At 70.1% G+C, this 23,809-nt stretch carries 20 protein-coding genes, 1 rRNA gene and 1 pseudogene; 20 read left to right on the top strand and 2 right to left on the bottom strand.

All coding sequences use genetic code 11. From position 1 onward, the window contains the following. The 4 genes from rrf to ACWDV4_RS29815 all read left to right on the top strand — a co-directional run. Positions 1 to 95 (top strand): 5S ribosomal RNA (rrf, locus tag ACWDV4_RS29800); the annotation flags it as partial. Positions 96 to 455: 360 nt separating this feature from the next. Continuing rightward, a complete protein-coding gene (locus tag ACWDV4_RS29805; RefSeq protein WP_449985575.1) occupies positions 456 to 1,667 on the top strand; it encodes a hypothetical protein in 1,212 nt (403 codons plus the stop codon). A gap of 20 nt (positions 1,668 to 1,687) precedes the next feature. Continuing rightward, positions 1,688 to 2,539, top strand: a complete 852-nt coding sequence (locus tag ACWDV4_RS29810; RefSeq protein WP_449985640.1) for a Replicase polyprotein 1ab — start codon at positions 1,688 to 1,690, stop codon at positions 2,537 to 2,539. Then, complete coding sequence (locus ACWDV4_RS29815) at positions 2,536 to 3,567, top strand: HAD-IIA family hydrolase (protein WP_449985577.1); 1,032 nt, start codon at positions 2,536 to 2,538, stop codon at positions 3,565 to 3,567. The genes ACWDV4_RS29810 and ACWDV4_RS29815 overlap by 4 nt, the downstream gene beginning before the upstream one ends. A gap of 37 nt (positions 3,568 to 3,604) precedes the next feature. Here the strand turns inward: ACWDV4_RS29815 and ACWDV4_RS29820 are convergent, their stop codons facing one another. Then, complete coding sequence (locus ACWDV4_RS29820) at positions 3,605 to 3,940, bottom strand: SCP2 sterol-binding domain-containing protein (RefSeq protein ID WP_449985580.1); 336 nt, start codon at positions 3,938 to 3,940, stop codon at positions 3,605 to 3,607. A gap of 133 nt (positions 3,941 to 4,073) precedes the next feature. Between ACWDV4_RS29820 and ACWDV4_RS29825 the strand changes: the two genes are divergently transcribed. From ACWDV4_RS29825 to ACWDV4_RS29885, 13 genes and pseudogenes are all read left to right on the top strand, one after another. Next, on the top strand, positions 4,074 to 4,703 hold the full coding sequence (locus ACWDV4_RS29825; protein WP_449985582.1) for a phasin family protein: 630 nt from the start codon (positions 4,074 to 4,076) through the stop codon (positions 4,701 to 4,703). 22 nt (positions 4,704 to 4,725) lie between these two features. Further along, positions 4,726 to 5,019: a hypothetical protein gene (locus ACWDV4_RS29830; protein ID WP_449985585.1), complete on the top strand. Its 294-nt coding sequence runs from the start codon at positions 4,726 to 4,728 to the stop codon at positions 5,017 to 5,019. Between the two features lie 28 nt (positions 5,020 to 5,047). Further along, positions 5,048 to 5,926: a TlyA family RNA methyltransferase gene (locus ACWDV4_RS29835; RefSeq protein WP_449985588.1), complete on the top strand. Its 879-nt coding sequence runs from the start codon at positions 5,048 to 5,050 to the stop codon at positions 5,924 to 5,926. Continuing rightward, on the top strand, positions 5,923 to 6,807 hold the full coding sequence (locus ACWDV4_RS29840; protein WP_449985591.1) for an NAD kinase: 885 nt from the start codon (positions 5,923 to 5,925) through the stop codon (positions 6,805 to 6,807). The genes ACWDV4_RS29835 and ACWDV4_RS29840 overlap by 4 nt, the downstream gene beginning before the upstream one ends. Before the next feature lie 121 nt (positions 6,808 to 6,928). Then, positions 6,929 to 8,686, top strand: a complete 1,758-nt coding sequence (recN, locus tag ACWDV4_RS29845) for a DNA repair protein RecN (RefSeq protein WP_449985594.1) — start codon at positions 6,929 to 6,931, stop codon at positions 8,684 to 8,686. A gap of 118 nt (positions 8,687 to 8,804) precedes the next feature. Further along, positions 8,805 to 10,001, top strand: coding sequence for a putative cytokinetic ring protein SteA (gene steA, locus ACWDV4_RS29850; RefSeq protein ID WP_449985597.1), 1,197 nt, complete (start codon positions 8,805 to 8,807; stop codon positions 9,999 to 10,001). A gap of 30 nt (positions 10,002 to 10,031) precedes the next feature. Next, a complete protein-coding gene (locus ACWDV4_RS29855) occupies positions 10,032 to 10,967 on the top strand; it encodes a copper transporter (RefSeq protein WP_449985600.1) in 936 nt (311 codons plus the stop codon). Continuing rightward, positions 10,964 to 11,839: a hypothetical protein gene (locus tag ACWDV4_RS29860; protein WP_449985602.1), complete on the top strand. Its 876-nt coding sequence runs from the start codon at positions 10,964 to 10,966 to the stop codon at positions 11,837 to 11,839. The genes ACWDV4_RS29855 and ACWDV4_RS29860 overlap by 4 nt, the downstream gene beginning before the upstream one ends. A 1-nt stretch (position 11,840) precedes the next feature. After that, positions 11,841 to 13,550 carry a murein biosynthesis integral membrane protein MurJ gene (murJ, locus tag ACWDV4_RS29865; protein ID WP_449985605.1) on the top strand — a complete coding sequence of 570 codons (1,710 nt, stop codon included), beginning with the start codon at positions 11,841 to 11,843 and terminating at the stop codon, positions 13,548 to 13,550. Positions 13,551 to 13,722: 172 nt separating this feature from the next. After that, positions 13,723 to 14,895, top strand: coding sequence for a glycosyltransferase family 4 protein (locus ACWDV4_RS29870; protein WP_449985607.1), 1,173 nt, complete (start codon positions 13,723 to 13,725; stop codon positions 14,893 to 14,895). A 38-nt stretch (positions 14,896 to 14,933) separates the two neighbouring features. Beyond that, the gene (locus tag ACWDV4_RS29875) at positions 14,934 to 17,261 is read left to right on the top strand and encodes a hypothetical protein (protein ID WP_449985609.1); all 2,328 of its coding nucleotides are present in this window, start codon (positions 14,934 to 14,936) and stop codon (positions 17,259 to 17,261) included. A gap of 172 nt (positions 17,262 to 17,433) precedes the next feature. Continuing rightward, positions 17,434 to 19,152: pseudogene (locus ACWDV4_RS29880) on the top strand (CTP synthase); the annotation flags it as partial. A 104-nt stretch (positions 19,153 to 19,256) separates the two neighbouring features. Then, positions 19,257 to 19,868 carry an NUDIX domain-containing protein gene (locus ACWDV4_RS29885; RefSeq protein ID WP_449985612.1) on the top strand — a complete coding sequence of 204 codons (612 nt, stop codon included), beginning with the start codon at positions 19,257 to 19,259 and terminating at the stop codon, positions 19,866 to 19,868. A gap of 87 nt (positions 19,869 to 19,955) precedes the next feature. Here the strand turns inward: ACWDV4_RS29885 and ACWDV4_RS29890 are convergent, their stop codons facing one another. Next, positions 19,956 to 20,270: a TM2 domain-containing protein gene (locus ACWDV4_RS29890; protein ID WP_449985642.1), complete on the bottom strand. Its 315-nt coding sequence runs from the start codon at positions 20,268 to 20,270 to the stop codon at positions 19,956 to 19,958. Between the two features lie 234 nt (positions 20,271 to 20,504). Between ACWDV4_RS29890 and ald the strand changes: the two genes are divergently transcribed. The 3 genes from ald to ACWDV4_RS29905 all read left to right on the top strand — a co-directional run bounded on the left by ald (position 20,505) and on the right by ACWDV4_RS29905 (position 23,797). Beyond that, complete coding sequence (gene ald, locus ACWDV4_RS29895) at positions 20,505 to 21,620, top strand: alanine dehydrogenase (RefSeq protein ID WP_449985615.1); 1,116 nt, start codon at positions 20,505 to 20,507, stop codon at positions 21,618 to 21,620. A gap of 29 nt (positions 21,621 to 21,649) precedes the next feature. Next, on the top strand, positions 21,650 to 22,675 hold the full coding sequence (locus ACWDV4_RS29900) for a site-specific tyrosine recombinase XerD (protein WP_449985617.1): 1,026 nt from the start codon (positions 21,650 to 21,652) through the stop codon (positions 22,673 to 22,675). 192 nt (positions 22,676 to 22,867) lie between these two features. Further along, a complete protein-coding gene (locus tag ACWDV4_RS29905; RefSeq protein WP_449985620.1) occupies positions 22,868 to 23,797 on the top strand; it encodes a ParA family protein in 930 nt (309 codons plus the stop codon). Positions 23,798 to 23,809: the final 12 nt, after the last annotated feature.

Here is a 23,809-nt window from a genome sequence, read left to right on the forward strand (position 1 = left end):
AAACGCCCGGTTACATTCCGAACCCGGAAGCTAAGCCCTCCAGCGCCGATGGTACTGCACTCGGGAGGGTGTGGGAGAGTAGGACACCGCCGGACAATCGTTCAGTTGAGGGCCACCCATATCGGGTGGCCCTCAACTGCGTTGCGCCGTTAGTGGCGCTATCAGGAAGGATGTACCCGTGAGTTCAGGACCGCAGGACGGAGATCGTCCGCGTCGTTACGACGATCGGCCCCGCCGTGACGACGGCCGGGGCTGGGCTCCACGTCAAGATCGTGGCCAGTCTGAGCGGGGTGACCGTGACCCCTGGGGTGGCTCAGCAGAGCGGGGTGGTTACCGCAGCAGTAGCCCCCGCTCTGGTGGCGATCGGGACCGCCAGGGCGGCCGCGACGGGGGTTTCCGCCGGGACGATCGCTCGGGCGGTGACTTCCGCGGGCCGCGCCGTGAGGGTGGCTTCCGTGGGGACGACCGCCGTGAGAGCGGCTCCCGGGGCGGTGACCGTCGGGAAGGTGGTTTCCGTCGGGACGAGCGTTCCGAGGGTGGTTTCCGGGGTGGTGACCGTCGGGAAGGTGGTTTCCGGGGCGGTGATCGGCGCGAGGGCGGCGGTTTCCGGGGCGGTGAGCGGTCTGAAGGTGGTTTCCGTCGGGACGACCGTCGTGAGGGTGGTTTCCGGTCCGGGCCGCGTGAGGGTGGTTTCCAGGGTGGAGACCGTCGTGAGGGTGGCTTCCGAGGTGGCGACCGGTCTGAGGGTGGCTTCCGAGGTGGCGACCGGCGTGAGGGTGGTTCCCGGTCCGGCGATCGTGGCCAGGGCGGCTATCGCCGCGAAGGTGATTCCCGAGGCGGCAGCTACCGCAACGATGGTGACTCAAAGGGCTTCCGCAGGGACGATCGTCGCGAAGACGGTTCGCGGGGTGGCGACCGGTCTGGGGGCGGCTTCCGTCGGGACGACCGGCGGTCTGAGGGCGGGTTCCGTTCGGGGCCGCGTGAGGGTGGCTTCCGTCGCGACGACCGCCGTGAGGGTGGCTTCCGGAGTGGCGAACGCCAGGAAGGTGGTTTCCGAGGCGGTGACCGGCGCGAAGGCGGCGGTTTCCGCGGCGGTGACCGGTCTGAGGGCGGGTTCCGTTCGGGGCCGCGTGAGGGTGGCTTCCGTCGCGACGACCGTCGTGAGGGTGGCTTCCGGTCCGGGCCGCGTGAGGGCGGATTCGGCCGTGGGGACGAGCGCCGTGGGGATGATCGCCGTGAGGGCGGGTTCCGTCGCGACGACCGCCGTGAGGGTGGTTTCCGAGGTGGTGACCGCCGCGAGGGTGGTTTCCAGGGCGGTGACCGGCGCGAAGGTGGCTTCCGGTCCGGTGATCGGGAATCGCGTGGCGGGGACTTCCGGCGCGACCAGGACAGGCCGAGGCCGGGCGGCTACCGTGACGAGCGTCCACGGCGCGATGACCGGCGCGACGACCGACGTAGCGGCTTCGAGGATCGGCGGCGCGAGGGCGGTTATCGAGGTCGGGACGGCGATGATCGGAGTGCCCGCGACCGGCGTGACGACCGGCGTGACCGGCCAGAGCAACCGACGCGCGAAGGTGCTCGGGAGGCCGGGGCAGCACCCGCACTGCCCGACGAGATCGTTGCGACCGACCTGGACAGCACCGTCCGGGCCGAATTGCTGTCGCTGAGCAAGCCGGTCGCGGAAACCGTGGCGCGGCACCTGGTGGCAACTGGACAGTTGATCGACGAGGTTCCGCAGGAAGCACTGGCCCATGCGATGGCCGCACGTCGGCTCGCCTCGCGTATCGCCGTGGTACGGGAGGCCGTCGGACTGGCCGCGTACCACGCGGGCGAATGGCAGACGGCGATCTCCGAGTTGCGGACGTACCACCGGATGAGTGGCCGGCAGACCCACCTTGCCGTACTGGCCGACTGCGAGCGCGCGCTGGGACGTCCAGAGCGCGCGGTGGACCTCTACCGAGGGGCTGACCGGGAGGCGCTTGACCAGGCAGGTGCGATCGAACTACTGATCGTGGCTGCCGGGGCTCGCTCCGACATGGGACAGGGCGACGCGGCAGTGGCGATGCTCCAGGTACGTGAGCTGACCAGTGAGCCGGCCGAGCCGTGGACGGCCCGCTTGCGTTACGCGTACGCCGACTCGCTGCTCTCCGTCGGCCGTCGGGAGGAGGCTCGGGAGTGGTTCGCTCGGGCGGCTGACGCGGACGAGGACGCCGCTACCGATGCGGCAGAACGGCTGCTGGAACTCGACGGCGTGGTGCTGGAAGGTGACGACGACGAGGACGAGGACGAGGGTGCGGAAGAGCTGAACCCGGAAGGTGAGGCGGAGTCCGACCAACTCTCGGCGATCGACACGGACGCGGACGAGGACGCGGAAAAGGACGAGGAAGAGGACGCCGACGTGGCTGTGGCCTCGGCACCGGCTGTCGTGGCTGATCAAGATCAGCCGGTCACGGCCACGGGCCCCGCCGACACCGACGTTGACGTCGAGGCGGTCCGGCCAGAGCAGTCCGCAGAGCGTCCGGGGTCGGACCGTTCGTGAGTAGCGTTTCCGGGAACCGGCTGGTCGACGGGTACGACCTTGTCATCTTCGATTTGGATGGCGTGGTCTACCTGATCGACCGGCCGGTTCCCGGTGCGGTCGAGGCGATCTCTCAACTGCACGCCGAAGGGCGACAGTTGGCGTATGCGACGAACAACGCCTCGCGTCGATCGTCGGAGGTGGCCGCGCTGCTCACCGGGATGGGGATCGTAGCCCGTACCGAAGAGGTTCTTACCTCGGCTGCGGCGACGGCGGAGGTGCTGTCTGAGCGGATGGCTCCCGGAACGCCGGTGTTGGTGGTGGGCGCGGAGGCCCTACGGGCCGAGGTGAGCGCCGCCGGGCTGGTACCGGTTGGCCGGGCTGACGATGCCCCAGCAGCCGTCGTGCAGGGGTACGGGCCCCAGGTCGGTTGGACCGAGTTGGCCGAAGCCTCGGTGGCGGTACGCGCCGGGGCCCTCTGGATCGCGACCAACGCGGACCGTACCCTGCCCAGCCCTCGCGGACCGCTTCCCGGCAACGGCTCGCTGCTGGCGGTACTGCGTACCGCCCTGGACCGGGATCCGGACCTGGTGGTGGGCAAGCCCGAGCCGACGCTGTTCCATACGGCCGCCCATCGCGTTGGGGCGAGTCGTCCACTCGTGGTTGGAGATCGACTCGATACCGACATCGAGGGAGCGGTCCGGGCTGGAATGGACAGCCTGCTCGTGCTGACCGGGGTGAGTACGGCGGCGGATCTGCTCGCCGCCGCGCCGACGACCCGACCCACGTATGTGGCGCACGACTTGGGCGGGCTGTTCGACCTGTCGGGCGTGGTGCAACTACCCAGCGCGCCGGAATACTCCGCTGGGGCGAGTACGAGCGGGTGGCAGGTGACCGGCGAGGATGGGGCGCGGCAACTGACCGGAGACGGATCAGGTCTCGACGCCCTTGCCTTGCTGTGCGCAGAGGCGTGGAGCGGCGGTGAGCCGGTGCGTGCGGGCTGCGAGGCGGCTCGTGGGGTACTGCGGGAGTTCGGACTCCCGTACTGACCCCGGGCGGGTCGCGGGTTGCCGGTAGCTGACGGAGTCAGATCAGCTTGCGCAGCTTGAGCAAATCGAGGGGGCTCGCGCTGATCGACACCCGTCGACCAGCGAGGGCCTTCGGTAGGTCGAGCCGTCCCTGGACCAGGGCGATCAGGTCGTCGCTCGTCGTACTGAGAGCGATCTTCGCCTTCGGGTCGTCGCCGTCCTCCAGGCCGATCAGCCGTCCACCGTTGATCCGGCCGTGGAACGCGGCGCCGAGGTCGGTGAGCCGACAGGCCAGCGTGCGGTCGAGGTTGACCAATCCGTTGCGCTCGGCGTTGGCTTCCAGCCGGCTCGCCAGCTCCTGTAACGCCTGCCGGCACTCGTCCACGCTGGCCACCCGTTGCCTCCTGGTCACACACGACGCCTCGTTGCGCATGACGCGCCTGCTCCCCGGCACCGTACCGCACCGGTCACGAACGGATGACCGGTAGCGTGACAGCGAACAGTTGGCATTGCGGAAGGATATGGGCATGCAGGATGCATGGCGGGCCTATCTGGAGCTGGCCCTGGGGTTGACGGAGGCGTCGAGGAAACGGGCGCAGACGGTCGCTCGGAGGCTGGTGGGCTCCAGTGGCGCTACCGCTGCCCAACTGCAGGCGCTGGCTGAGGAGTTGGTCTCCACCGGGCTGGCCAACCGGGAAGCGTTGACGAAGATCATCCGTTTCGAGGTCGATCGGGCGTTGGGTGCGGTGGGCCTGGCTACCGCCGACGAGGTGGCCGAGCTCACGAATCGGGTCCGCCAGTTGGAGAGCGAGTTGCAGGAGGCCAAGACCACCGCCTCGACTGCGGCCAGCGCGACAGGCGAGATGACCGCCGCCACGTCGGCCGGGACGCTCACAGCCGGCACAGCGGGGGCGGCTGCCGCGTCCGCGCCGGCCAAGCAGGTGGCCGCGAAGAAGACGGCAGCCAAGTCGGCGGTGGCGAAGAAGGCTGTCGTCAAGAAGGTGGCGGCCAAGCAGGTGGCGAAGAAGGCCGTCGCCAAGAAGACGGTCGCGAAGAAGACGACGGCCACGCAGGTGGCCGCCAAGAAGACCGGACCGCCGCCGGCCACCAAGTCGAACTCGACCCGCAAGCTGCCGCCGGGGACCGGTGCGGCGTGATCCGTCATCGTGAGGTGTCAGCATGAGCGCACCCGTACCCGGCCCGTTCCGGGGTGTGCCGGTTTTCCCCGGTGGGTTCCGACCAGGCCCATCCTCGGTTTCGCCGCCATCCGCAACACCAGGGCCGCCATCCGTAACACCAGGGCCGCCGTCCGTAACGCCGGGGGATGGTTCAGGATCCGGGCATCCGGCCGTTGACGCGGCGATCCAGGCCCTTGTCAACGCCGCCAACCTCTCCCCGGCGGATCAAATCGCCCAGTACGAGGCCGCACATCAGACGCTGCGGGAAACCCTCGCCACCATCGACCAAAACTGACCAGCACCGATTTTCGGAGAACCGCCCCATGGCACGTCGTACCCGGCTTGATGCCGAACTAGTCCGTCGCGGCCTGGCCCGATCACGTGAGCAGGCCGCCGCGCTGGTGGAGGCCGGCCGGGTCCAGGTACGCGGGGTGACTGCCCGCAAGGTGGCGGCCATGGTGGATCCCGCCGACGCGGTCCGGGTGGTGGGGGAGGATCCGGCCCAGGAGTACGTCTCCCGAGGCGGGCACAAGCTCGCCGGCGCGCTGGCCGCCTTCGTGCCTGACGGGCTGCGGGTTGCGCAGCAGCGCTGCCTCGATGCGGGTGCCTCGACCGGTGGCTTTACCGACGTGTTGCTCCGCTCTGGCGTGCGCGAGGTGGTCGCCGTCGATGTCGGCTACGGTCAGCTCGCCTGGTCGCTGCGAAGTGACGAGCGGGTACGGGTCTTCGAGCGCACCAACGTGCGTACCCTGACGCCGGAGGTCATCGACGGCCCGGTCGACCTTACCGTGGCCGACCTGTCGTTCATCTCGTTACGTCTGGTGCTGCCGGCGCTGGCCGGTTGTACCGAGCCGGACGGCGACCTGGTGCTCATGGTCAAGCCACAGTTCGAGGTCGGCAAGGAGCGGGTGGGCGCGGGTGGGGTGGTACGCGACCCGGGGCTGCGGGCGGAGGCGGTGCTCGACGTCGCGGCCACGGCCTTCGATCTCGGGCTCGGTCTGGCCGGGGTGGCGGCCAGCCCGCTACCCGGACCGAGCGGCAATGTGGAGTTCTTCGTGTGGTTGCGACGTGGTGCCCCAGCCGCCGACGAGCAGCGGGTACGGGATGTCGTCGCCGCCGGTCCGGTCCATTTGCTGCCGGAGCAGCCGCATTCCGGCGGGTCGGTGACCGGCGCACCGCCGGTGGGGGAGGCGAGCCGATGAGCCGTACGGCCCTGTTGGTGACGCACACCGGACGGCGGCGTAGCACCGAGCACGCCCGTACCGTCGCGGCGGATCTGATCGCGGCCGGCTTCGAGGTGCGGGTGGTGGCCGAGGAGGCCGACGATCTGCACCTGCCCGGGGTGCTTCCGGTGAGCGGGCCGACCGCCGCGGAAGGCGCGGAGATCGTGATCGCGCTGGGCGGTGACGGGACGTTCCTACGCGCGGCCGACCTGGCCCGGCCGGCCAAGGCACCGCTGCTGGGGATCAACCTCGGCAAGGTCGGGTTCCTCGCTGAGGCGGAGATCGACGATCTGGACCTGGCGGTCCGGGACGTGGTGAGCCGTAACTACACAGTGGATGAGCGGCTCACCCTTGACGTGACTGCCGAGTTCGACGGCGGGCCGGCGATCGAGTCGTGGGCGCTGAACGAGGTCAGCGTCGAGAAGGGCGAGCGCGCCCAGATGCTGGAACTGCTCGTCGACGTGGACGGGCGGCCGCTGTCCCGGTACGGCTGCGATGGCGTGGTCTGTGCCACCCCGACCGGCTCGACCGCCTATGCCTTCTCCGCCGGTGGTCCGGTGGTCTGGCCGGAGGTGGAGGCGCTACTGCTGGTGCCGATCAGCGCGCACGCACTGTTCAGCCGGCCCTTGGTGACCGCCCCCACCTCCACCTTCTCGATCACGGTGGACCCGTTCACCACGTTGGCGGTGTTGTGCTGTGACGGTCGACGGGTCTACGACCTGCCACCGGGGGCGCGGGTCAGCGTCCGGCGGGGAGATCTGCCGGTCCGAGTGGTCCGGCTGCGGCCTCGGCCGTTCACCGACCGGCTGGTGGCCAAGTTCGGACTACCGGTGCACGGCTGGCGGGGTAGCCGCCGCTGAGGGGCGTCGTGTTGCCAAGGTGTTAGGAAGGGCCCCTTCTTAGGCAGAATGCGATAAGAAGGGGCCCTTCCTCACCCGTCGGGTGGTCAAGTGTCAGGCCTCGCCACTACTGTCGTTGGCTGTGCTTGAAGAGCTGCGCATTACCGGACTGGGCGTCATCGAGGACACGACACTGCCGCTGGCCAGCGGAATGAATGTCATCACCGGCGAGACCGGCGCCGGTAAGACGATGGTGGTGACCGGCCTCGGGCTGCTCTTCGGCGGCCGGGCCGACGCCGGCCGAGTGCGGGCTCAGCCCGGGCGTGCGCTGGTCGAGGGGCGGCTGCGGCTTACCGGATCCACGGCCACCACGGTGCACACCCGGATCACCGACGCGGGTGGGGACACCGACGACGACGGTGCGGTACTGCTCAGCCGTACGGTCACCCTGGAGGGCCGGTCTCGAGCGCACGTCGGTGGCCGGAGCATGCCGGTGTCGATGCTGGGTGAGGTCGGCGAGCAGGTGGTGGCGGTGCACGGGCAGTCGGACCAGCTGCGGCTGCTGCGTCCCGTCGAGCAGCGCGCCGCGTTGGACCGGTTTGCCGGTCCCGAGCACGAGAAACTCCTTGAGGCGCTCCGGGAGACGTACGGGCAGTGGCGTCAGGTCGCCGACGACCTGGCGGACCGACGGCGCAACGCCCGGGAGCGTCATCAGGAGGCCGACCTGTTGCGGCTGGGCCTGGATGAGATCACCCGGGTCGACCCGCAGCCGGGCGAGGATGACGAGCTCAAGGCCGAGGCACAACGGTTGGAGCACGCCGAGGGGCTGCGTACCGCGGCGCAGACCGCCCAACAGTGCGTCGCTGGTGCGGGGGAGCCGGCCGACGAGACCCCGGACGTGACGATGCTGCTGGGGGCGGCCCGTCGGGCGCTGGAGGCGCAGGCCGGGGTGGACCGGGTGCTCGGTGACCTGGCGGCTCGGCTGGAGGAGGTGGCGACCCTGGTCGGGGACGTCGGTGCGGAGCTGTCGGCCTACCTTGCCGCGCTTGACGCCGATCCGGCCCGGCTGGAGACGGTGTACGAGCGACGGGCCGCGTTGCGGGCACTGACCCGCAAGTACGCCGACGACGTCGACGGCGTGATCGCCTGGGCGGACCGGGCCCGGGTGCGGCTGTCCGAGTTGGACACCTCCGACGAACTGCTGGACGAACTGGAGCGGGAGCGGGAGCGACTGGCCGGCGAGGTGGCCGAAGTGGCCGAGTCGCTGTCGGCGGCGCGGCGGGAGGCGGCGGGTCGGTTTGCCGAGCAGGTCAGTGTGGAGCTGGCCGGGTTGGCCATGCCGCACGCCCGTATCGAGGTGGCGGTGCTGCCCCGGGTTGCCGGACGATCCGAGCCGACGCTTCGGGTCAACGGCATCGAGTGCGGGGTCGGGCCGGACGGTGCCGACGAAGTGGAGTTGCGTCTGCTGGCGCATCCGGGTGCGCCCGCGCTGCCGTTGCAGCGCGGGGCGTCCGGTGGTGAGCTGTCTCGGGTGATGCTTGCCATCGAGGTGGTGTTCGCTGGCTCGGGCGGTCCGCCCACGCTGGTGTTCGACGAGGTCGACGCGGGGGTCGGTGGGCAGGCGGCGGTGGAGATTGGGCGTCGACTTGCCCGGTTGGCGCGTACTCACCAGGTGCTGGTGGTGACCCATCTGCCGCAGGTAGCGGCGTTTGCCGATCGGCATCTCGTGGTGGCGAAGGACACCGGTGGTGCGGTGACCACCAGCGGGGTACGGGTGGTGGAGGACACCGAGCGGGCGCGGGAACTGGCGCGGATGTTGGCGGGTTTGCCGGACTCGGATCTGGGTATCGCTCACGCGGAAGAACTCCTGGCCGTGGCGGCCCGGGAGCGGCGCTCGTGAACCGGATGATGTAACCGTTGCCACGTCCGGGTAGGGTGGATGTGCTTCCGTGGGGTGGCGGCCCTGCTCAAGGCATGTCGCGACAGAAAACCCTGCCTCACATGCCAGGATGGTCACGATGCGTCTACCCACCTTGCGTCGCCTACCGACTCTGCGTCGGAACCGGAGCGCCGCGCCCGGAACCCTCGTCGGTACCGCGCGCCTCGACCGCCGTACCAAACGTCTCGTCGGTCGGCTCCGGCCGGGTGACATCGCCGTGATCGACCATGTCGATCTGGACCGGGTCGCGGCGGATTCGTTGGTCGCCGTCGGAGTGGGCGCGGTGCTGAACGCCAAGCCGTCGGTGTCGGGTCGCTATCCGAACCTCGGTCCAGAGGTGCTGATCAATGCTGGTATCCCGCTCCTGGACGACCTCGGGGAGGGTGTCTTCCAGCAGATCCGTGAGGGCGACACCGTACGGATCGACGGGAACACCGTGCTGGTCGATGGCGAGCCGGTGGCGCATGGCAGCCTTCAGGATGCCGAGACCGTGGCCAAGGCGATGGCCGATGCCCGGGAAGGGCTGTCGGTTCAGCTGGAGGCATTCGCCGCCAACACCATGGAGTACCTCAAACAGGAACGCGACCTGCTGCTCGATGGTGTGGGCGTACCGGATATCGAGACGCACATCCAGGGTCGGCACTGTCTGATCGTGGTTCGCGGCTATGACTACAAGGACGACCTGGACGTTCTTCGCCCATACATCCGGGAGTACAAGCCGGTGTTGATCGGGGTCGATGGTGGTGCCGATGCGTTGGTCGAGGCCGGCTATACACCCGACATGATCATTGGTGACATGGACTCGGTCACCGACGACGTCCTCCGGTGCGGAGCCGAGGTGATCGTGCATGCCTATCCCGACGGGCGGGCACCTGGCCTGGAGCGGGTCCAGCAGCTCGGAGTTTCGGCCGATACGTTTCCTGCTGCCGCCACCAGTGAGGATCTGGCCATGCTGCTCGCCGACGAGAAGGGAGCTTCCCTGATCGTCGCGGTGGGCACCCATGCGACGTTGGTCGAGTTCCTGGACAAGGGTCGCGGCGGAATGGCCTCGACGTTCCTCACCCGGCTCAAGGTCGGCGGCAAACTCGTCGACGCCAAGGGAGTGAGCCGGCTCTACCGGCAGAGCATCTCTGGATCGTCGCTGCTGCTGCTGGTGCTCTCGGCTGTGGCGGCGATGGCATCCGCCGTGGCGGTCTCCACCGTCGGCAAGGCCTACCTCGGGGTGGTCTCGGAATGGTGGAGCAATTTAGTCTTCCAGCTCGGCCAGCTCTTCTGACCCCCCGGACCGACCCAAGAGGCTGTAGGTGTGATTAATTTCCGGTACCACGTGGTGTCACTCACCGCGGTTTTTCTCGCCCTGGCGATCGGTCTGATAGTCGGGACCGCAGCGCTCAACGGTCCGGTGGCCGATTCGCTCAACGAGCGGGTCGCCGGGTTGAGCAGAAGCAACGAACAGTTGCGGGAGAACGTTTCGAGCCTGGAGAAGGAACTCAAGCTGGAGGAGGACTTCGCCGCCGAAATCTCGCACGTCGTGCTGCCGAACACGCTGGCCGGTCGTCGGATTCTGCTGCTGACTCTGCCCAGTGGGCGGGAGCACATCGAGGGCGTTACGGAGATGCTGCGGCGCACCGGGGCCACCATCACCGGCCGGGTTGACATTTCAGACAAATTCTTCGAGCCGGAGAATAACGACCCGCTGCTCGAACTTGCCGAGAGCAGTGCGCAGCCGGTCCTGCCCACCTCCGCACTACCCGGCAACAGCGACGGTGTGGAGACCTCCAGCGCACTGCTCTCCAGTGCCCTGCTCAACCGCACCGGCCCCCCGGTCACCGAGGCGGACCGCCGGAGGCTGCTCACCGCGTACGGGAATGCCGGTTATCTCACCGTTGCCGACAAGGTCAATGGACCGGCCGAGGCGGTGGTGGTGATCAGCGGGCAGTCGCACACCGACAAGAACGCCGCGAAGAAGGACCAGTCCGTGCTGCAGATGGTCTCCCAGTTCGACAAGGTAGCCGCCGTGGTGGTGGCCGGCAGGGGCGCCGGCGAAGGCAACCTGGTCGCCTCGGTCCGCAGTAATCCCACCTACGCCCAGGCCATCTCGACGGTCGACAACTCCAACACCACCCAGGGCCAACTGGCCGTGGCGCTTGCCACCGTGGAGCAGGTTGTCAGCCGTCGGGTCGGACACTACGGCCTGAACACCGGTGCCGCCGCGTTGATCCCGCCGAAGGCCCCAGCATGAGCGGGCGCGGCATCGCCAGCCGGCTACTGGTGGCGGGCCTGGGCGCGGTGGCGGCGCGGGCGGCATTGCGTACCGTGAGCGCCCACCCGGACGCGGCAGCATTGGACCGCACCAACTTCCGGGGCCGTACCGTGACCCTCGCCGCCGGCCCGGCGTTGTCCGTCGGTGCCGCGGTGGCCGGTGCCCTCGGCGCGCCGAGCCCCCCCGCCGCAGCCGCCACCCTGGTCGCCGGGCTCGGCTCCGGAGCAGTGGGCTTCTACGACGACGTGGTCGGAGCCCGGCCGGAACAGAAGGCGGCCAAAGGCTTCGCCGGTCACCTGGCGGCGCTGCGCCAGGGACGGGTCACCAGCGGGCTAGTCAAGATCGCCGGGGTGGGGGCGGCCGGCCTCGGGGCCGCCGCACTGCTCGCGATCGACCCGGACGTCCGCTCCCACCGGCGTCGGCACCAGCAGGGCACCCTCGGCCGACTGGCCGACGTGCTGCTCGGCGCCGGGGTGGTCGCCGGCACCGCCAACCTGGTCAATCTGCTGGACCTGCGTCCCGGCCGGGCCCTCAAGGCGGGTGTCCTGCTCGGCGCACCCCTGGCCGGTGGCCGGGCTGGTGGGCTTGCCGCCGGGCCGGTCGGCGCGGCGATCGGGCTGCTCCCCACCGACCTCGACGAGCGGGTCATGCTCGGCGACAGTGGCGCCAACGCACTGGGCGCACTGCTCGGGGTGGCGCTCGCCGCCCGTACCGGGCCGGTCGGTCGGGCCGGCATCCTGGCGGCGGTCGCCGTACTGACCGCCGCCAGCGAGAAGGTCAGCTTCACCAAGGTGATCCAGAACACCCGGGGCCTGCGGGAACTGGATGAGTGGGGACGGCGAACCTTCTGACGTGAACACTCCGGCACCCCTCGCCGGCGCCGGGCGCGTCGCCGGTGCCGCCGCACTCATCGCCGTACTCACCGTGGCCAGTCGATTGGCTGGCTTCGGGCGTACCGCCGTCTTCACTTGGATGGTCGGCGACCGCAGCGACCTGGGCGACATCTACCTGATCGCCAACACGGTGCCCAACATCGTCTTCGAGATCGTGGCCGGCGGGGCACTGGCCAGCCTGGTCGTACCGCTGCTGGCTGGTGCGGTGGTGGCCGGCGACCGGGCAGCGGTCGCAGCGACCAGCGGGGCGCTGCTCACCTGGACGCTGCTGCTGCTCGTGCCGCTCGCGATCGTGGTGGCCGTCTTCGCCGGCCCGATTTTGTCGATCATCGCCGACGATCCGACCCCGACACAGCTCGCCACGGGTAGCCGAATGCTGCAGATCTTCGCGCCGCAACTGCCGCTGTACGGCGTGGGGATCGTGCTCACCGGGGTGCTCCAGGCGCACCGTCGGTTCGCCTGGCCGGTCATCGCCCCGCTGCTCTCCAGCCTGACGGTGATCGCCGCCTATCTGACCTTCGTCGTGGTGGAGGGCCGGAACCTTCGACTGGCCCAGCTCAGCCTCACCGGCGAGTTGATCCTGTCGATCGGCACCACACTCGGAGTGGTGGTGCTCTCACTGTGCCTGCTCATCCCGATACGACAGTTGGGTCTGCGACTGCGGCCCGGGTACACGTTCACCGCCGACGTCCGCCGCAAGATCGGCGGGCTCGCCCTGGCCGGGGCGGTCACCGTCGTGGGCCAGCAGGTCGCCCTGCTGGTCACTACGAAACTCGCCGACGGCGGCCCGGACGGCTCGGTCGTGATCTACAACGCCGTACAGACCGTGTACCTGCTGCCCTGGGCGGTGCTGGCCGTGCCGCTGGCCTCGGCGGCGTACCCGAACCTGGCCGCCGCCAACGCCACCGGCGACGAGGACGCGTTCCGACGTACCCTGGCCCCGACCGCGCGGGCGGTGCTGTTGTTCAGCTGTCTCGGGGCGGCGCTGCTGGTCGCGACCGCCGGGCCGGTGACCGGAATCTTCCCCGGCATCCAGGGTTCGGCTGCGGCGGCCGCCGGCATCGTCGGCTTCGCACCAGGTCTGCTCGGGTACGGGTTGTTCGCGGTGCTGTCCCGGGCCCTGTACGCCCGGGGGGAGACCCGGGCAGCGGCGGCCGCGACGGCGGGCGGCTGGCTGGTCGTACCGGTTACGGGGGTGCTGCTCGCCATCGGTCTCCCGGTCGACGACCGGGTGCTCGCGCTGACGTCGGCCAACTCCGTTGGCATGTTGGTGCTCGGCGTGCTGTTGATCGCCGTGGTGGCCCGTCGGGCCGGGCGGCCGGCGCTGGCCGGACTGGGTCGGGCCGGCGTTGTCGGACTGTTCGCCGGAGCACTTGCTTCGGTGGCGGGGCTGGTGGTCGCGGAGTGGTTGGGTGATGCTTGGCGTGGCACCCCGGGAGTCGCTGGTTCGCTCCTACAGGGCATGCTGTCCGGTATTGCCGTGGGGGCGGTCTTCCTCGCGGTGGCCTATCCGCTGGACCGACACGACGTACGCCCCATGATCGCGACGTTCGGTCGGCGGATCCGCCGCCTGTCCGGCCGGGGTCGCCCGCGCGACCCGGACAGAGCCCGTACCGATCGGGACGATGGTCCCGACCAGGGGATCGGAAAGGAAACGGTGTCCCGGTGAGCGCGAGGAGCGAGCTTGCGAGCCCCGCAGTCGCGAGCGGAGGGCGGGCATCTGTGAGCGCGAGGAGCGAGCTTGCGAGCCCCGCAGTCGCGAGCGGAGGGCGGGCATCTGTGAGCGCGAGGAGTGAGCGAGCGCAGCGAGTGAGCCCCGCAGTCGCGAACGGAAGGCGGGCATGGTGAGCGCGAGGAGCGAGCGTTCCGGGGCGGCTACGGGGTGGAGCGGGACGGTGGTTCTGGTCCTGGCCTCCAGCACGGGCGGGGTCGGCCAGCACGTCACCTCGCTGGCCCGAGGGCTGGTCGCCGGTGGTGCGTCGGTGATCGTGTGTGGCCCGGCCGAGACTCAAGAGCAGTTCGACTTCACCGGCACCGGCGCCCGGTTCGAAGCGGTGCAGATTCCGGCGAATCCGACCCCGGCCGACGGCCGGGCGGTTACCGCTCTGCGGCGGGTACTCGATGAACAGGTCGATGTCGTACATGCGCACGGCCTGCGGGCCGGTCTGGTGGCCGCGCTGGCCCGCCCGACGGCCCCCCTCGTCGTCACCTGGCACAACGCGGTGCTTGCCACCGGTCTGCGCGGCCGAATCTCCCGCCTGGTGGAGCGGGTGGTTGCGCGTCGGGCTCGGGTCGCCCTTGGTGCCTCCGCCGACCTGGTCGAGCGGGCCACCGCGCTCGGTGCCACCGACGCCCGGTTGGGGCCGGTGGCCGCGCCGACGCTGCCGGAGCCTCGGCGGGGCCGGGCAGCGGTACGGGCGGAGTTCGGCATCGCCCCACAGCAAAAGATGATCTTGTCAGTTGGGCGGTTGCACCCGCAGAAGCGGTACGACCTACTGGTGGATGCCGCCGCGCGATGGCGTGACCTTGACCCGCCGCCGGTCGTGGTGATCGCCGGCAGCGGTCCCAGCTACCTGCAGTTGGCCGCCCGGATCTCGACTGCCCGTGCGCCGATCAGCCTGCTCGGGCACCGGACGGACGTGGCCGACCTGCTCGCTGGTGCGGATCTGGCGGTGGTGACCAGCGACTGGGAGGCGCGGCAACTGTTCGCCCAGGAGGCGCTGCGTGCCGGCGTACCCCTGGTGGCCACCGCCGTCGGTGGCGTGCCCGAGTTGGTGGGCGACGCGGCGGTGCTGGTGCCGCCGGACGACGTGGACGCGATCGACCGGACGGTGCGGGAGCTGTTGGCCGACGACGATCGACGGGCGGATCTGGCGCGACGTGGCACGGCACAGGCCGCTACCTGGCCGACCGAGGACGACACGGTCGCCGCCGTTGCCGCCGTCTACGCCGAGCTCGTGCCGTCGGGCGCGGATGCCAGTCGAGAGACCGGACCGCCGGCGGGGCGAGGCTGATGCGGCGAAGGTCGATTTCCGTCTGGTCGAGGCGGGTGATGCCCGCGCTGCTGGTCGTCCTGATGATGATCTTCGGGATGGCGGTGTCGGCCGCTCGCCCGGCTGCCGCCGCGACCCAGGGCACCGCCGACCATGTGGTGCTGGTCGGTGTGGCCGGGTTGCGCTGGGAGGACGTCAACCAGCAGGACACGCCTACGTTGTGGCGGTTGGCAGAGCAGGGGTCGATCGGCTCGCTCTCGGTCCGCTCGGCTCGTCAGCCCACCTGTCCGGTGGACGGGTGGTTGACGCTTGGTGCCGGCAACTACGCGGCATGGAACGAAGAGCCGGTCGCCGGGCAGTGCCCCGAGCTGGAAGTCGCCGTCGAACAGCCGGACGGGACGGGTGCCCAGTTACCGGCGCAGCGGTCCACCGTACAGCTCAACAAGGAGAAGCTGTCCTGGGGTGCGGTGCCCGGGGCGCTGGCCGAATCGGTGCGGTGCACGATCGCGGTCGGTCCCGGCGCGGCGGTGGCCGCCGCACGCCCGTTCGGGCGGGTGGACCGCTACGAGCCGACGTTGCCGGAGGATCCGGCCGGGCTGCTCTCGTCCTGCGCGTTGAGCATCGTGGATCTCGGCGTGGTGGCGGGGGAGGAGCCGGCGGTACGGGCGCAGACCGCCCGGGCCGCCGACGCCGGACTGGCGCGACTGCTGGCGGCCCGACCCGAGCGTTCGCTGGTGATCGTCGCCGGGGTGTCCGACACCGACCCGGTATCCCGGCTGCACGTGGCCGTGGCCGACGGTCCCGGCTGGGAACGTGGTTGGCTCACCTCGGCGAGCACCGGCCGGGATGGTTATGTTCAGCTCATCGACCTGGCCCCCACGGCGCTGACCGCACTCGGCCGCCCGATTCCGGAGAAGCTCTTCATCGGTCAGCCGGTGACGTCGGTCGAGGGGCGGCCGACTAGCCTGCCGGCGGCTGTCACGGCCCCCGCCGACGCCGACCGGGAGGTGCATGCGCAGCGGGGAGTGACGACCTGGTTCTTCGGGTTGCTGGCCGGCTTCCAGGTGTTGCTGGCGATCGCCGTGTTGCCCCTGTTGCGCCGTGCTCGCCGGCATGCCGGTCCGGGCGGGCCGGTGCCGGTGTCGCCGCGGGTGGTGGCGGTCGTCGAGGCGTTGCTCGTGGCCGCCGCCCTGGCGGTGCCAGCCGCGCTGCTCGCCGACCTGGTGCCGTGGTGGCGGGGTGACCAGGCCGGTCTCTATTTCGCTGTGGTCACCGTGTTGCTGCTCGTTGTGGCCACCGTCGGGGTCCGGTTCCATCGGGGGTACGCGAACACGCTCGGCCCGTTGGGGCTGGTGGCCGGGCTGGCGGCGCTCTCCGTGGGGGCCGATGTGGCGACCGGGGCCCAACTCCAGCTCAACGGAGTCGCCGGGTACTCGGCGCTGGCCGGTGGGCGGTACACCGGCGTCGGGGTGGTGGGCCTGGGGGTATTCGTTGCCGGCACCCTGCTGTCGGCGGGGTGGCTGGCGCAGCGGGTACGGCGTAGCTGGCGGCCGGCGGTGATGGCGCTGGTCGGGGCGGTCGGTGTGGTGCTCGTCGGCAACCCCTACCTGGGCGGCGACCCGGTCGGCGCGGTGGCGTTGACCGCTGGGGTGTGTGTCGCCTCGGTGATGAGTACTGGCGGTTGGTTGACCTTCGGCCGGGTCGCCTGGGCGACTCTGGCGGGGCTGGCGGTGACGGCTGGCTTCGCCGTGGTGGACATGAGCCAGCCGGAGGCGGAGCGGGGCAGTCTGGGCCGCTTCCTCGGTGCCCTCAGCGAGGGTACGGGTGGGCTGACTGTGCACCGGTCTGGGGCGTCCAGTTTCGATGCCCTGGTCGGTAGTCCGTTGACCATCATTGCGCTGGCCGGGATGGCCCTGGTGTGGTTCGCCCTGTTGCAACCATGGGGCGGCTTGAAGCGACTGTTTGGGATTTATCCGGCGATTCGAGCGGGTATGGCCGGAATCGTGGTGGCGTCCCTGATTGGTGGCGTGCTCGGCAGTTCCGCGCTGAACGTGGCCGGGGCGGCGGCGACGGTGACGATCCCGATGGCAGCGCTGGCCGCGTTGCGAGTGCTTGACCACGCCACCGATCGCACCCAGCCGGCCACCGTGCCGGATGTCCCGGTCCCGCCGGTAACGGTCGACGGCACCGGTTCAGGCGGTGCTGGTTCGGGCGGCACCGGTTCGGGCAAGGTGCCAGCCGCCCGGTCCGCGCCGGCCAGTGTCGGACCCGGCAGCAGCGGTGGCGTCCCCGGTCGCGACGGTGACGTTTCCGACCGATCCGGTGGGGTTACCGACTCGACGGACACCGTAGAGGCCGGGACTTCGGTCGAGACCACCGTTACTTGACGGTAGCCGCGACGGCCGGGGGGTTTTCGCGCTCGGCCACCCACCGGACGTTGGGTGCGGCCCCTGCCCCGGTCGCCGGAGGTGTTACCGTGGAGTCCCGTGGATCGCGTGATCATTCTCTTGATCGGCACGCCGGTCTGCACGACCGCAATGACGACCACGGGAGCAGGCGTTGGCCCCTTCAGCACGGACGACCAGGCATATTTTCGTCACCGGAGGCGTCGCCTCCTCGCTGGGAAAGGGCCTGACCGCCTCCAGCCTCGGAAATCTACTCACTGCGCGCGGCCTCCGCGTCGTGATGCAGAAGCTCGACCCGTACCTCAATGTCGACCCGGGCACGATGAACCCGTTCCAGCACGGTGAGGTCTTCGTCACCGAGGACGGCGCGGAGACCGACCTGGACGTCGGCCACTACGAGCGGTTCCTCGACCGGGCCCTGTCAGGCAAGGCGAACGTCACCACCGGCCAGATCTACTCGGAGGTCATCGCCAAGGAGCGGCGGGGGGAGTACCTCGGCGACACCGTCCAGGTGATTCCGCACATCACCAACGAGATCAAGGCCCGGATCCGGTCGATGGCCGACCCGGGGGAGGACGGCCGTATCCCAGACGTGGTGATCACCGAGGTCGGCGGGACGGTCGGTGACATCGAGTCGCTGCCGTTCCTGGAGGCGATCCGACAGGTCCGCCACGACATCGGCCGGGACAACTGCTTCTACCTGCACGTGTCCCTGGTGCCCTACCTGGCCCCCTCGGGCGAGCTGAAGACCAAGCCGACCCAGCACTCGGTGGCCGCGCTACGCAACATCGGCATCCAGCCCGACGCGATCGTCTGCCGGTCCGACCGGGAGATCCCGGACCAGCTCAAGCACAAACTGTCGCTCTACTGCGACGTCGACCGGGAAGCGGTCATCGCCGCCCCGGACGCGCCGAGCATCTACGACATCCCCAAGGTGCTGCACCGCGAAGGACTGGACGCCTACGTCGTACGCCGGCTGGGGTTGTCCTTCCGGGACGTCGACTGGACCCGCTGGGACGACCTGCTGGAGCGGGTGCACCACCCGATCCACACGGTCCAGGTCGCGGTCGTCGGCAAGTACGTCGACCTGCCCGACGCGTACCTGTCGGTAAGTGAGGCGATCCGGGCGGCTGGCTTCGGCCACCGGGCCCGGGTGCAGCTGCGCTGGGTGCCCAGCGACGACTGCGTCACGGCCACCGGTGCGGCCACCGCCCTGGCCGGCGTGGACGGCATTCTGATCCCCGGCGGGTTCGGGGTACGCGGCATCGAGGGCAAGATCGGGGCGGCCCGGTACGCCCGGGAGAACGGGGTGCCGATCCTCGGCCTCTGCCTCGGCCTGCAGTGCATGACCATCGAGGTGTCTCGAAGCCTGGCCGGCCTGGACGGTGCCAACTCGCTGGAGTTCGAAGACCAGGCCGGACACCCGGTCATCGCCACCATGGCCGACCAGGAGGACATCGTCGCCGGCCGGGGCGACCTGGGCGGGACGATGCGGCTGGGTGCCTACCCGGCGCGGCTGACCGAGGGGTCGATCGTGGCCGAGGCGTACGGCGACACCGAGGTCAGCGAACGCCACCGGCACCGGTACGAGGTGAACAACGCCTATCGGGACGCGCTGAGCAAGGCGGGGCTGCGGTTCTCCGGCACCTCCCCGGACGGCCGGTTGGTGGAGTTCATCGAGCTCGACCGGGAACTGCACCCGTTCTTCGTGGCCACCCAGGCCCACCCCGAGCTGAAGAGCCGGCCCACCCGGCCGCACCCGCTGTTCGCCGCCTTCGTCAAGGCAGTCGTCGCCTACTCGGCCGCAGACAAGCTGCCGGTCGAGCTGACTGCCGCAGCCGGGGCAGAACAGCTGGCCGAGGTGCCCGGCGCGGGCGAGGGGAAGCCGGCTGGACGGGCTGCGGCAGATGGGTCGGCTGACGCGGCCGGCCGGGCGGCCCGCAACGGCACCTCCCGCTCGACCAAGGCCCGGTCCTCGTGACCGGACGCCCGGGGGAGCACACCTACCAGGTGCGTTCCCGCCAGGAACGATTCGCCGGGGCGGTGTTCTCGGTGGTCAGTGACGAGGTCACCATGCCCGGTGGTGGAGTGGCCACCCGGGACTACGCGCGTCACGTCGGCGCGGTCGGTGTGGTGGCCCTCGACGACGAGGGACGAGTGGTGTTGATCCGGCAGTACCGCCATCCCGTAGGCCGGGCGATCTGGGAGCTGCCCGCTGGCCTGGTCGACGTCGCGGCCGAGCCGCTGCCCGCGGTGGCGTTGCGGGAACTGGCCGAGGAGGTGGACCTCACCGCCGGCCGGATCGACCTGCTGGTGGACCTGCACACCTCGCCCGGCTGGTCGAACGAGGTGATCCGGATCTTCCTGGCCCGAGACCTGGCCGAGGTGCCAGCCGAACAGCGGCACGTTCGCCGCGACGAGGAGGCAGATCTGGAAGTGGTCCGGGTCGACCTCGACCAGGCGGTGACGATGGCGCTGGCCGGGGAGATCACCAACTCGGCGTGTGTGGCGGGGGTGCTCGCTGCCGCCCGGGCCCGGGATGAGGGTTTCGCGGCGCTACGGGTGGCCGACGCACCGTTGTTGGATTGACCCCGGCCGCCGCCCAACTGCCTGGGTAGATGCAATGGGAAGGGGCCCGGCGCCGTGGCGCTGGGCCCCTTTCGGTTATCGGTGCAACTAGTCGCGCAGCGGCCGGCCCTGAGCGTCGACCCCGCCCTTAACCAGGATCATGATGCCGTCGATCAATCCCCAGAGGCTGCCAAAACCGCAGGTGAGGACGGAGACGACGAGCTGGAGGACGCCGATCTTGGTGTCTCCGATGTAGAACCGGCCGACACCGAAGCCGCCGAGGAAGATGCCGAGAAGCCCGGCGACTAGCTTGCTCTTGTCCGAGACGCCGGCAGCGCCCGGGTACTGAGGAGTGGTCATGAGGGGCCACCTTAGTGACTTCGCCTCGTCCTGTCTGTTAACGCGTCCGGATGGCGGGACGATTGTATGACAACACTGTACTTATGGCCTATGTGTCATCGGGTTCCTGGTCGATCTATGGCTACCTGGCGCGACGGTCTACGACACCTGACACATCGTCAAGCCTGACCGTTACCGGCTGTCACTATGCTGGCTGCCCGACCCGGACAGCGGCCCTAGACTGCGGCCCTGAGGCTGGTGGACGGCGACGGCGACGGGGCCGGACGTACCGCACCGCCGGAGAGAGGTGTCTGCATCGTGAAGGTCGGAATCCCACGCGAGGTCAAGAACCATGAGTACCGCGTGGCGATCACGCCAGCGGGCGTCAACGAGTTCACCCGTAGCGGCCACCAGGTCTTCATCGAGTCCGGTGCGGGTGCCGGCTCGACCATCACCGACGACGAGTTCGCCGCCGCCGGCGCGACCATCCTCGCCACCGCCGACGAGGTGTGGGAGACGGCCGAACTGGTACTCAAGGTGAAGGAGCCGATCGCCGAGGAGTACCACCGGATGCGTCCGGGGCAGGTGCTCTTCACCTATCTGCACCTGGCGGCCTCCAAGGAGTGCACCGACGCCCTGATCGACCGCAGGGTCACCGGCATCGCGTACGAGACGGTGGAGACCACCGACCGGGCACTGCCCCTGCTCGCCCCGATGTCCGAGGTCGCCGGGCGGCTCGCCGCGCAGGTCGGGGCGTACCACCTGATGCGACCGGGTGGGGGTCGAGGCGTACTGATGGGTGGCGTCCCCGGCGTCTACGGTGCCAAGACCGTGGTCATCGGCGCAGGCGTCTCCGGCATGAACGCGGCGGCGATCGCGCTCGGCCTGCAGGCCGAGGTGTTGCTGCTGGACAAGAACGTCGCCCGGCTACGGCAGGCCGATGCCATCTACCGGGGCCACCTCAAGACCGTGGCGTCCAACGCGTACGAGATCGAGCGGGCCGTGCTCGACGCGGACCTGATCATCGGCGCGGTGCTGGTGCCCGGGGCCAAGGCCCCGACGCTGATCTCCAACGAGCTGGTCTCCCGGATGAAGCCGGGCAGCGTGCTGGTCGACATCTCCATCGACCAGGGAGGCTGCTTCGAGGACTCCCGCCCGACCACGCACGCCGATCCGGTGTACCCGGTACACAACTCGCTGTTCTACTGTGTCGCCAACATGCCCGGTGCGGTGCCGCACACCAGCACCTACGCGCTGACCAACGTCACCCTGCCGTACGCCCTGGAACTGGCCAACCACGGTTGGCGGGAGGCGCTGCGCCGGGACCGGGCGCTCGCGCTGGGGCTGAACACCCACGACGGGCAGGTAACCTACGGTCCGGTGGCCGAGGCGCACGGCATGGCGAGCATCGCGCTGGAGGATGTCCTTCGCTGAGCGGAGGTGGACGGTCGCGAGAAGGGGTAATGGCTGCGGACGAGACGACGGTCACGGTCGAGCGACTACCAGACAGGACCGGTGCCGGGCCGCCTGAGCCGTCACCGGCCCTGCTCCGGACCGTGCGCGGCTACCTCGACCACCTCACTGTCGAACGTGGCCTGTCGGCGAACACGCTGTCGTCGTACCGTCGGGATCTCGGCCGCTACCTGACCGACCTGGCGGCCACCGGGATCGACGATCTCACTGCGGTGACGCCCGCCGACATCACCGGGCACGTCGCCCGGCTCCGTGCCGGCGACGGCCCGCAACCGCCACTGTCGGCGGCGTCGGCGGCCCGGGCGGCCAGCGCCATTCGGGGCCTGCACCGGTTCGCGATGCGCGAAGGGCTGGTCGCCCGCGACCCCAGCCGGGACGTACGTCCGCCCACGCCGCCACGCCGGCTGCCCCGCGCGCTGGACGTCGCCGAGGTGGCGCGACTGCTGGAGACAGTGGCACCGCCGGGCGAGGCGACCGGCCCCGACAATCTGCTGCCGCTGCGCGACCGGGCCCTGCTGGAGTTCCTCTACGGCACCGGGGCTCGGATCTCCGAGGCGGTCGGCGCAGCCGTTGACGACCTGGACCTGACCGAGGGCACCGCAGTACTGCATGGCAAGGGCGGACGCACCCGGGCGGTCCCGATCGGCGGGTACGCAGTCGACGCGTTGCGGGCCTACCTGGTCCGGGTCCGGCCGACCCTTGCCGCCGCCGGTCGGGGCACCCCCATGGTGTTCCTCAACGCCCGGGGCGGCCCGCTGTCCCGGCAGAGCGCCTGGACGGTGCTACGCCGCGCCGCCGCCCGCGCCGGCCTACCGGTCGACGGGCCCCGCGCGGTCTCCCCGCACACACTGCGCCACTCGTACGCCACCCACCTGCTCGACGGCGGTGCCGACGTACGGGTGGTGCAGGAGTTGCTCGGTCACGCCTCGGTGACCACCACCCAGGTATATACGCTGGTTACGGTGGAACGGCTGCGGGAGGTGTACGCGACCGCTCACCCCCGGGCGCTGGGTTGAGCCGGGTAATCTACCGTGGTCGTCTGCCGTGTCGACACGCCGAGGCGGTGTCGGCTCCCTCGGTGGAGGGTGGCGTAGAGTCGGCAGTGGCGCGGGCCTCGTGGAGCGGCAACCAAGGTTCGCAGCGGCGCCGCACAGGACGCCAATCGGCTCCGACGTCGAGCCAGTCGTCGGGAGGGGGCGCACAAGGACATGGCTGGTAACGGTGACCGTGCCGAGGCGTGGACCTCGACGCTCCGCGAGCAGCAGTCCGCCCTGAACCTCGGCGCTGAGTTGGGTCCGGCGGATCCAGCCGCCTACACGGCGCGCAAACCCATTCCCGATCCGATGCCCACCGATCGGCACGGTCCGGCTCGCATCATCGCGATGGCCAACCAGAAGGGTGGCGTGGGTAAGACCACCACCACCATCAACCTCGGGGCGGCACTGGCCGAGTACGGCCGCCGGGTGCTGCTGGTCGACTTCGACCCGCAGGGCGCGCTCTCGGTTGGCCTCGGGGTCAACCCGCACAACCTGGACCTGTCCGTCTACAACCTGCTCATGCAGGACGACGTCACCGCCGAAGATGTCCTGATCAAGACCGATGTGGCCGGTCTGCACCTGCTGCCCGCCAACATCGACCTGTCGGCCGCCGAGATCCAGCTGGTCAACGAGGTCGCCCGGGAGATGGCCCTGGCGCGGGTGCTGCGCACCATCCGTAAGGAATACGACTACATCCTCATCGACTGCCAGCCTTCGCTGGGGCTGCTCGCCATCAACGCCCTCACCGTGGCCCACGGGGTGCTCATCCCGCTGGAGTGCGAGTTCTTCAGCCTGCGGGGGGTGGCCCTGCTGCTGGACACCATCGACAAGGTGCGGGAACGACTCAACTTCGACCTCGAACTCGAAGGCATCCTCGCCACCATGTACGACAGCCGGACCACCCACTGCCGGCAGGTGCTGCAACGGGTGGTGGAGGCGTTCGGTGACAAGGTCTACCAGACGGTGATCACCAAGACCGTCAAGTTCCCCGAGTCCACGGTCGCCGGTGCGCCGATCACCACGCTGGACCCCGCGTCGTCGGGGGCGCGCAACTACCGGCAGTTGGCCCGTGAGGTGATCGCCGCGCAGGCCGACCGGTAGCCCGCGTGCACC

This window comes from Micromonospora sp. NPDC003197, assembly GCF_053590565.1.

Excerpts from the sequence above, each read along its gene's own strand:
- ACWDV4_RS29825 (WP_449985582.1), top strand. The coding sequence starts at position 4,074 with ATGCAGGATGCATGGCGGGCCTATCTGGAGCTGGCCCTGGGGTTGACG.
- ACWDV4_RS29830 (WP_449985585.1), top strand. The coding sequence starts at position 4,726 with ATGAGCGCACCCGTACCCGGCCCGTTCCGGGGTGTGCCGGTTTTCCCC.
- ACWDV4_RS29835 (WP_449985588.1), top strand. The coding sequence starts at position 5,048 with ATGGCACGTCGTACCCGGCTTGATGCCGAACTAGTCCGTCGCGGCCTG.
- ACWDV4_RS29840 (WP_449985591.1), top strand. The coding sequence starts at position 5,923 with ATGAGCCGTACGGCCCTGTTGGTGACGCACACCGGACGGCGGCGTAGC.
- steA (WP_449985597.1), top strand. The coding sequence starts at position 8,805 with ATGCGTCTACCCACCTTGCGTCGCCTACCGACTCTGCGTCGGAACCGG.
- ACWDV4_RS29860 (WP_449985602.1), top strand. The coding sequence starts at position 10,964 with ATGAGCGGGCGCGGCATCGCCAGCCGGCTACTGGTGGCGGGCCTGGGC.
- ACWDV4_RS29870 (WP_449985607.1), top strand. The coding sequence starts at position 13,723 with ATGGTGAGCGCGAGGAGCGAGCGTTCCGGGGCGGCTACGGGGTGGAGC.
- ACWDV4_RS29875 (WP_449985609.1), top strand. The coding sequence starts at position 14,934 with ATGCCCGCGCTGCTGGTCGTCCTGATGATGATCTTCGGGATGGCGGTG.
- ACWDV4_RS29900 (WP_449985617.1), top strand. The coding sequence starts at position 21,650 with ATGGCTGCGGACGAGACGACGGTCACGGTCGAGCGACTACCAGACAGG.
- ACWDV4_RS29905 (WP_449985620.1), top strand. The coding sequence starts at position 22,868 with ATGGCTGGTAACGGTGACCGTGCCGAGGCGTGGACCTCGACGCTCCGC.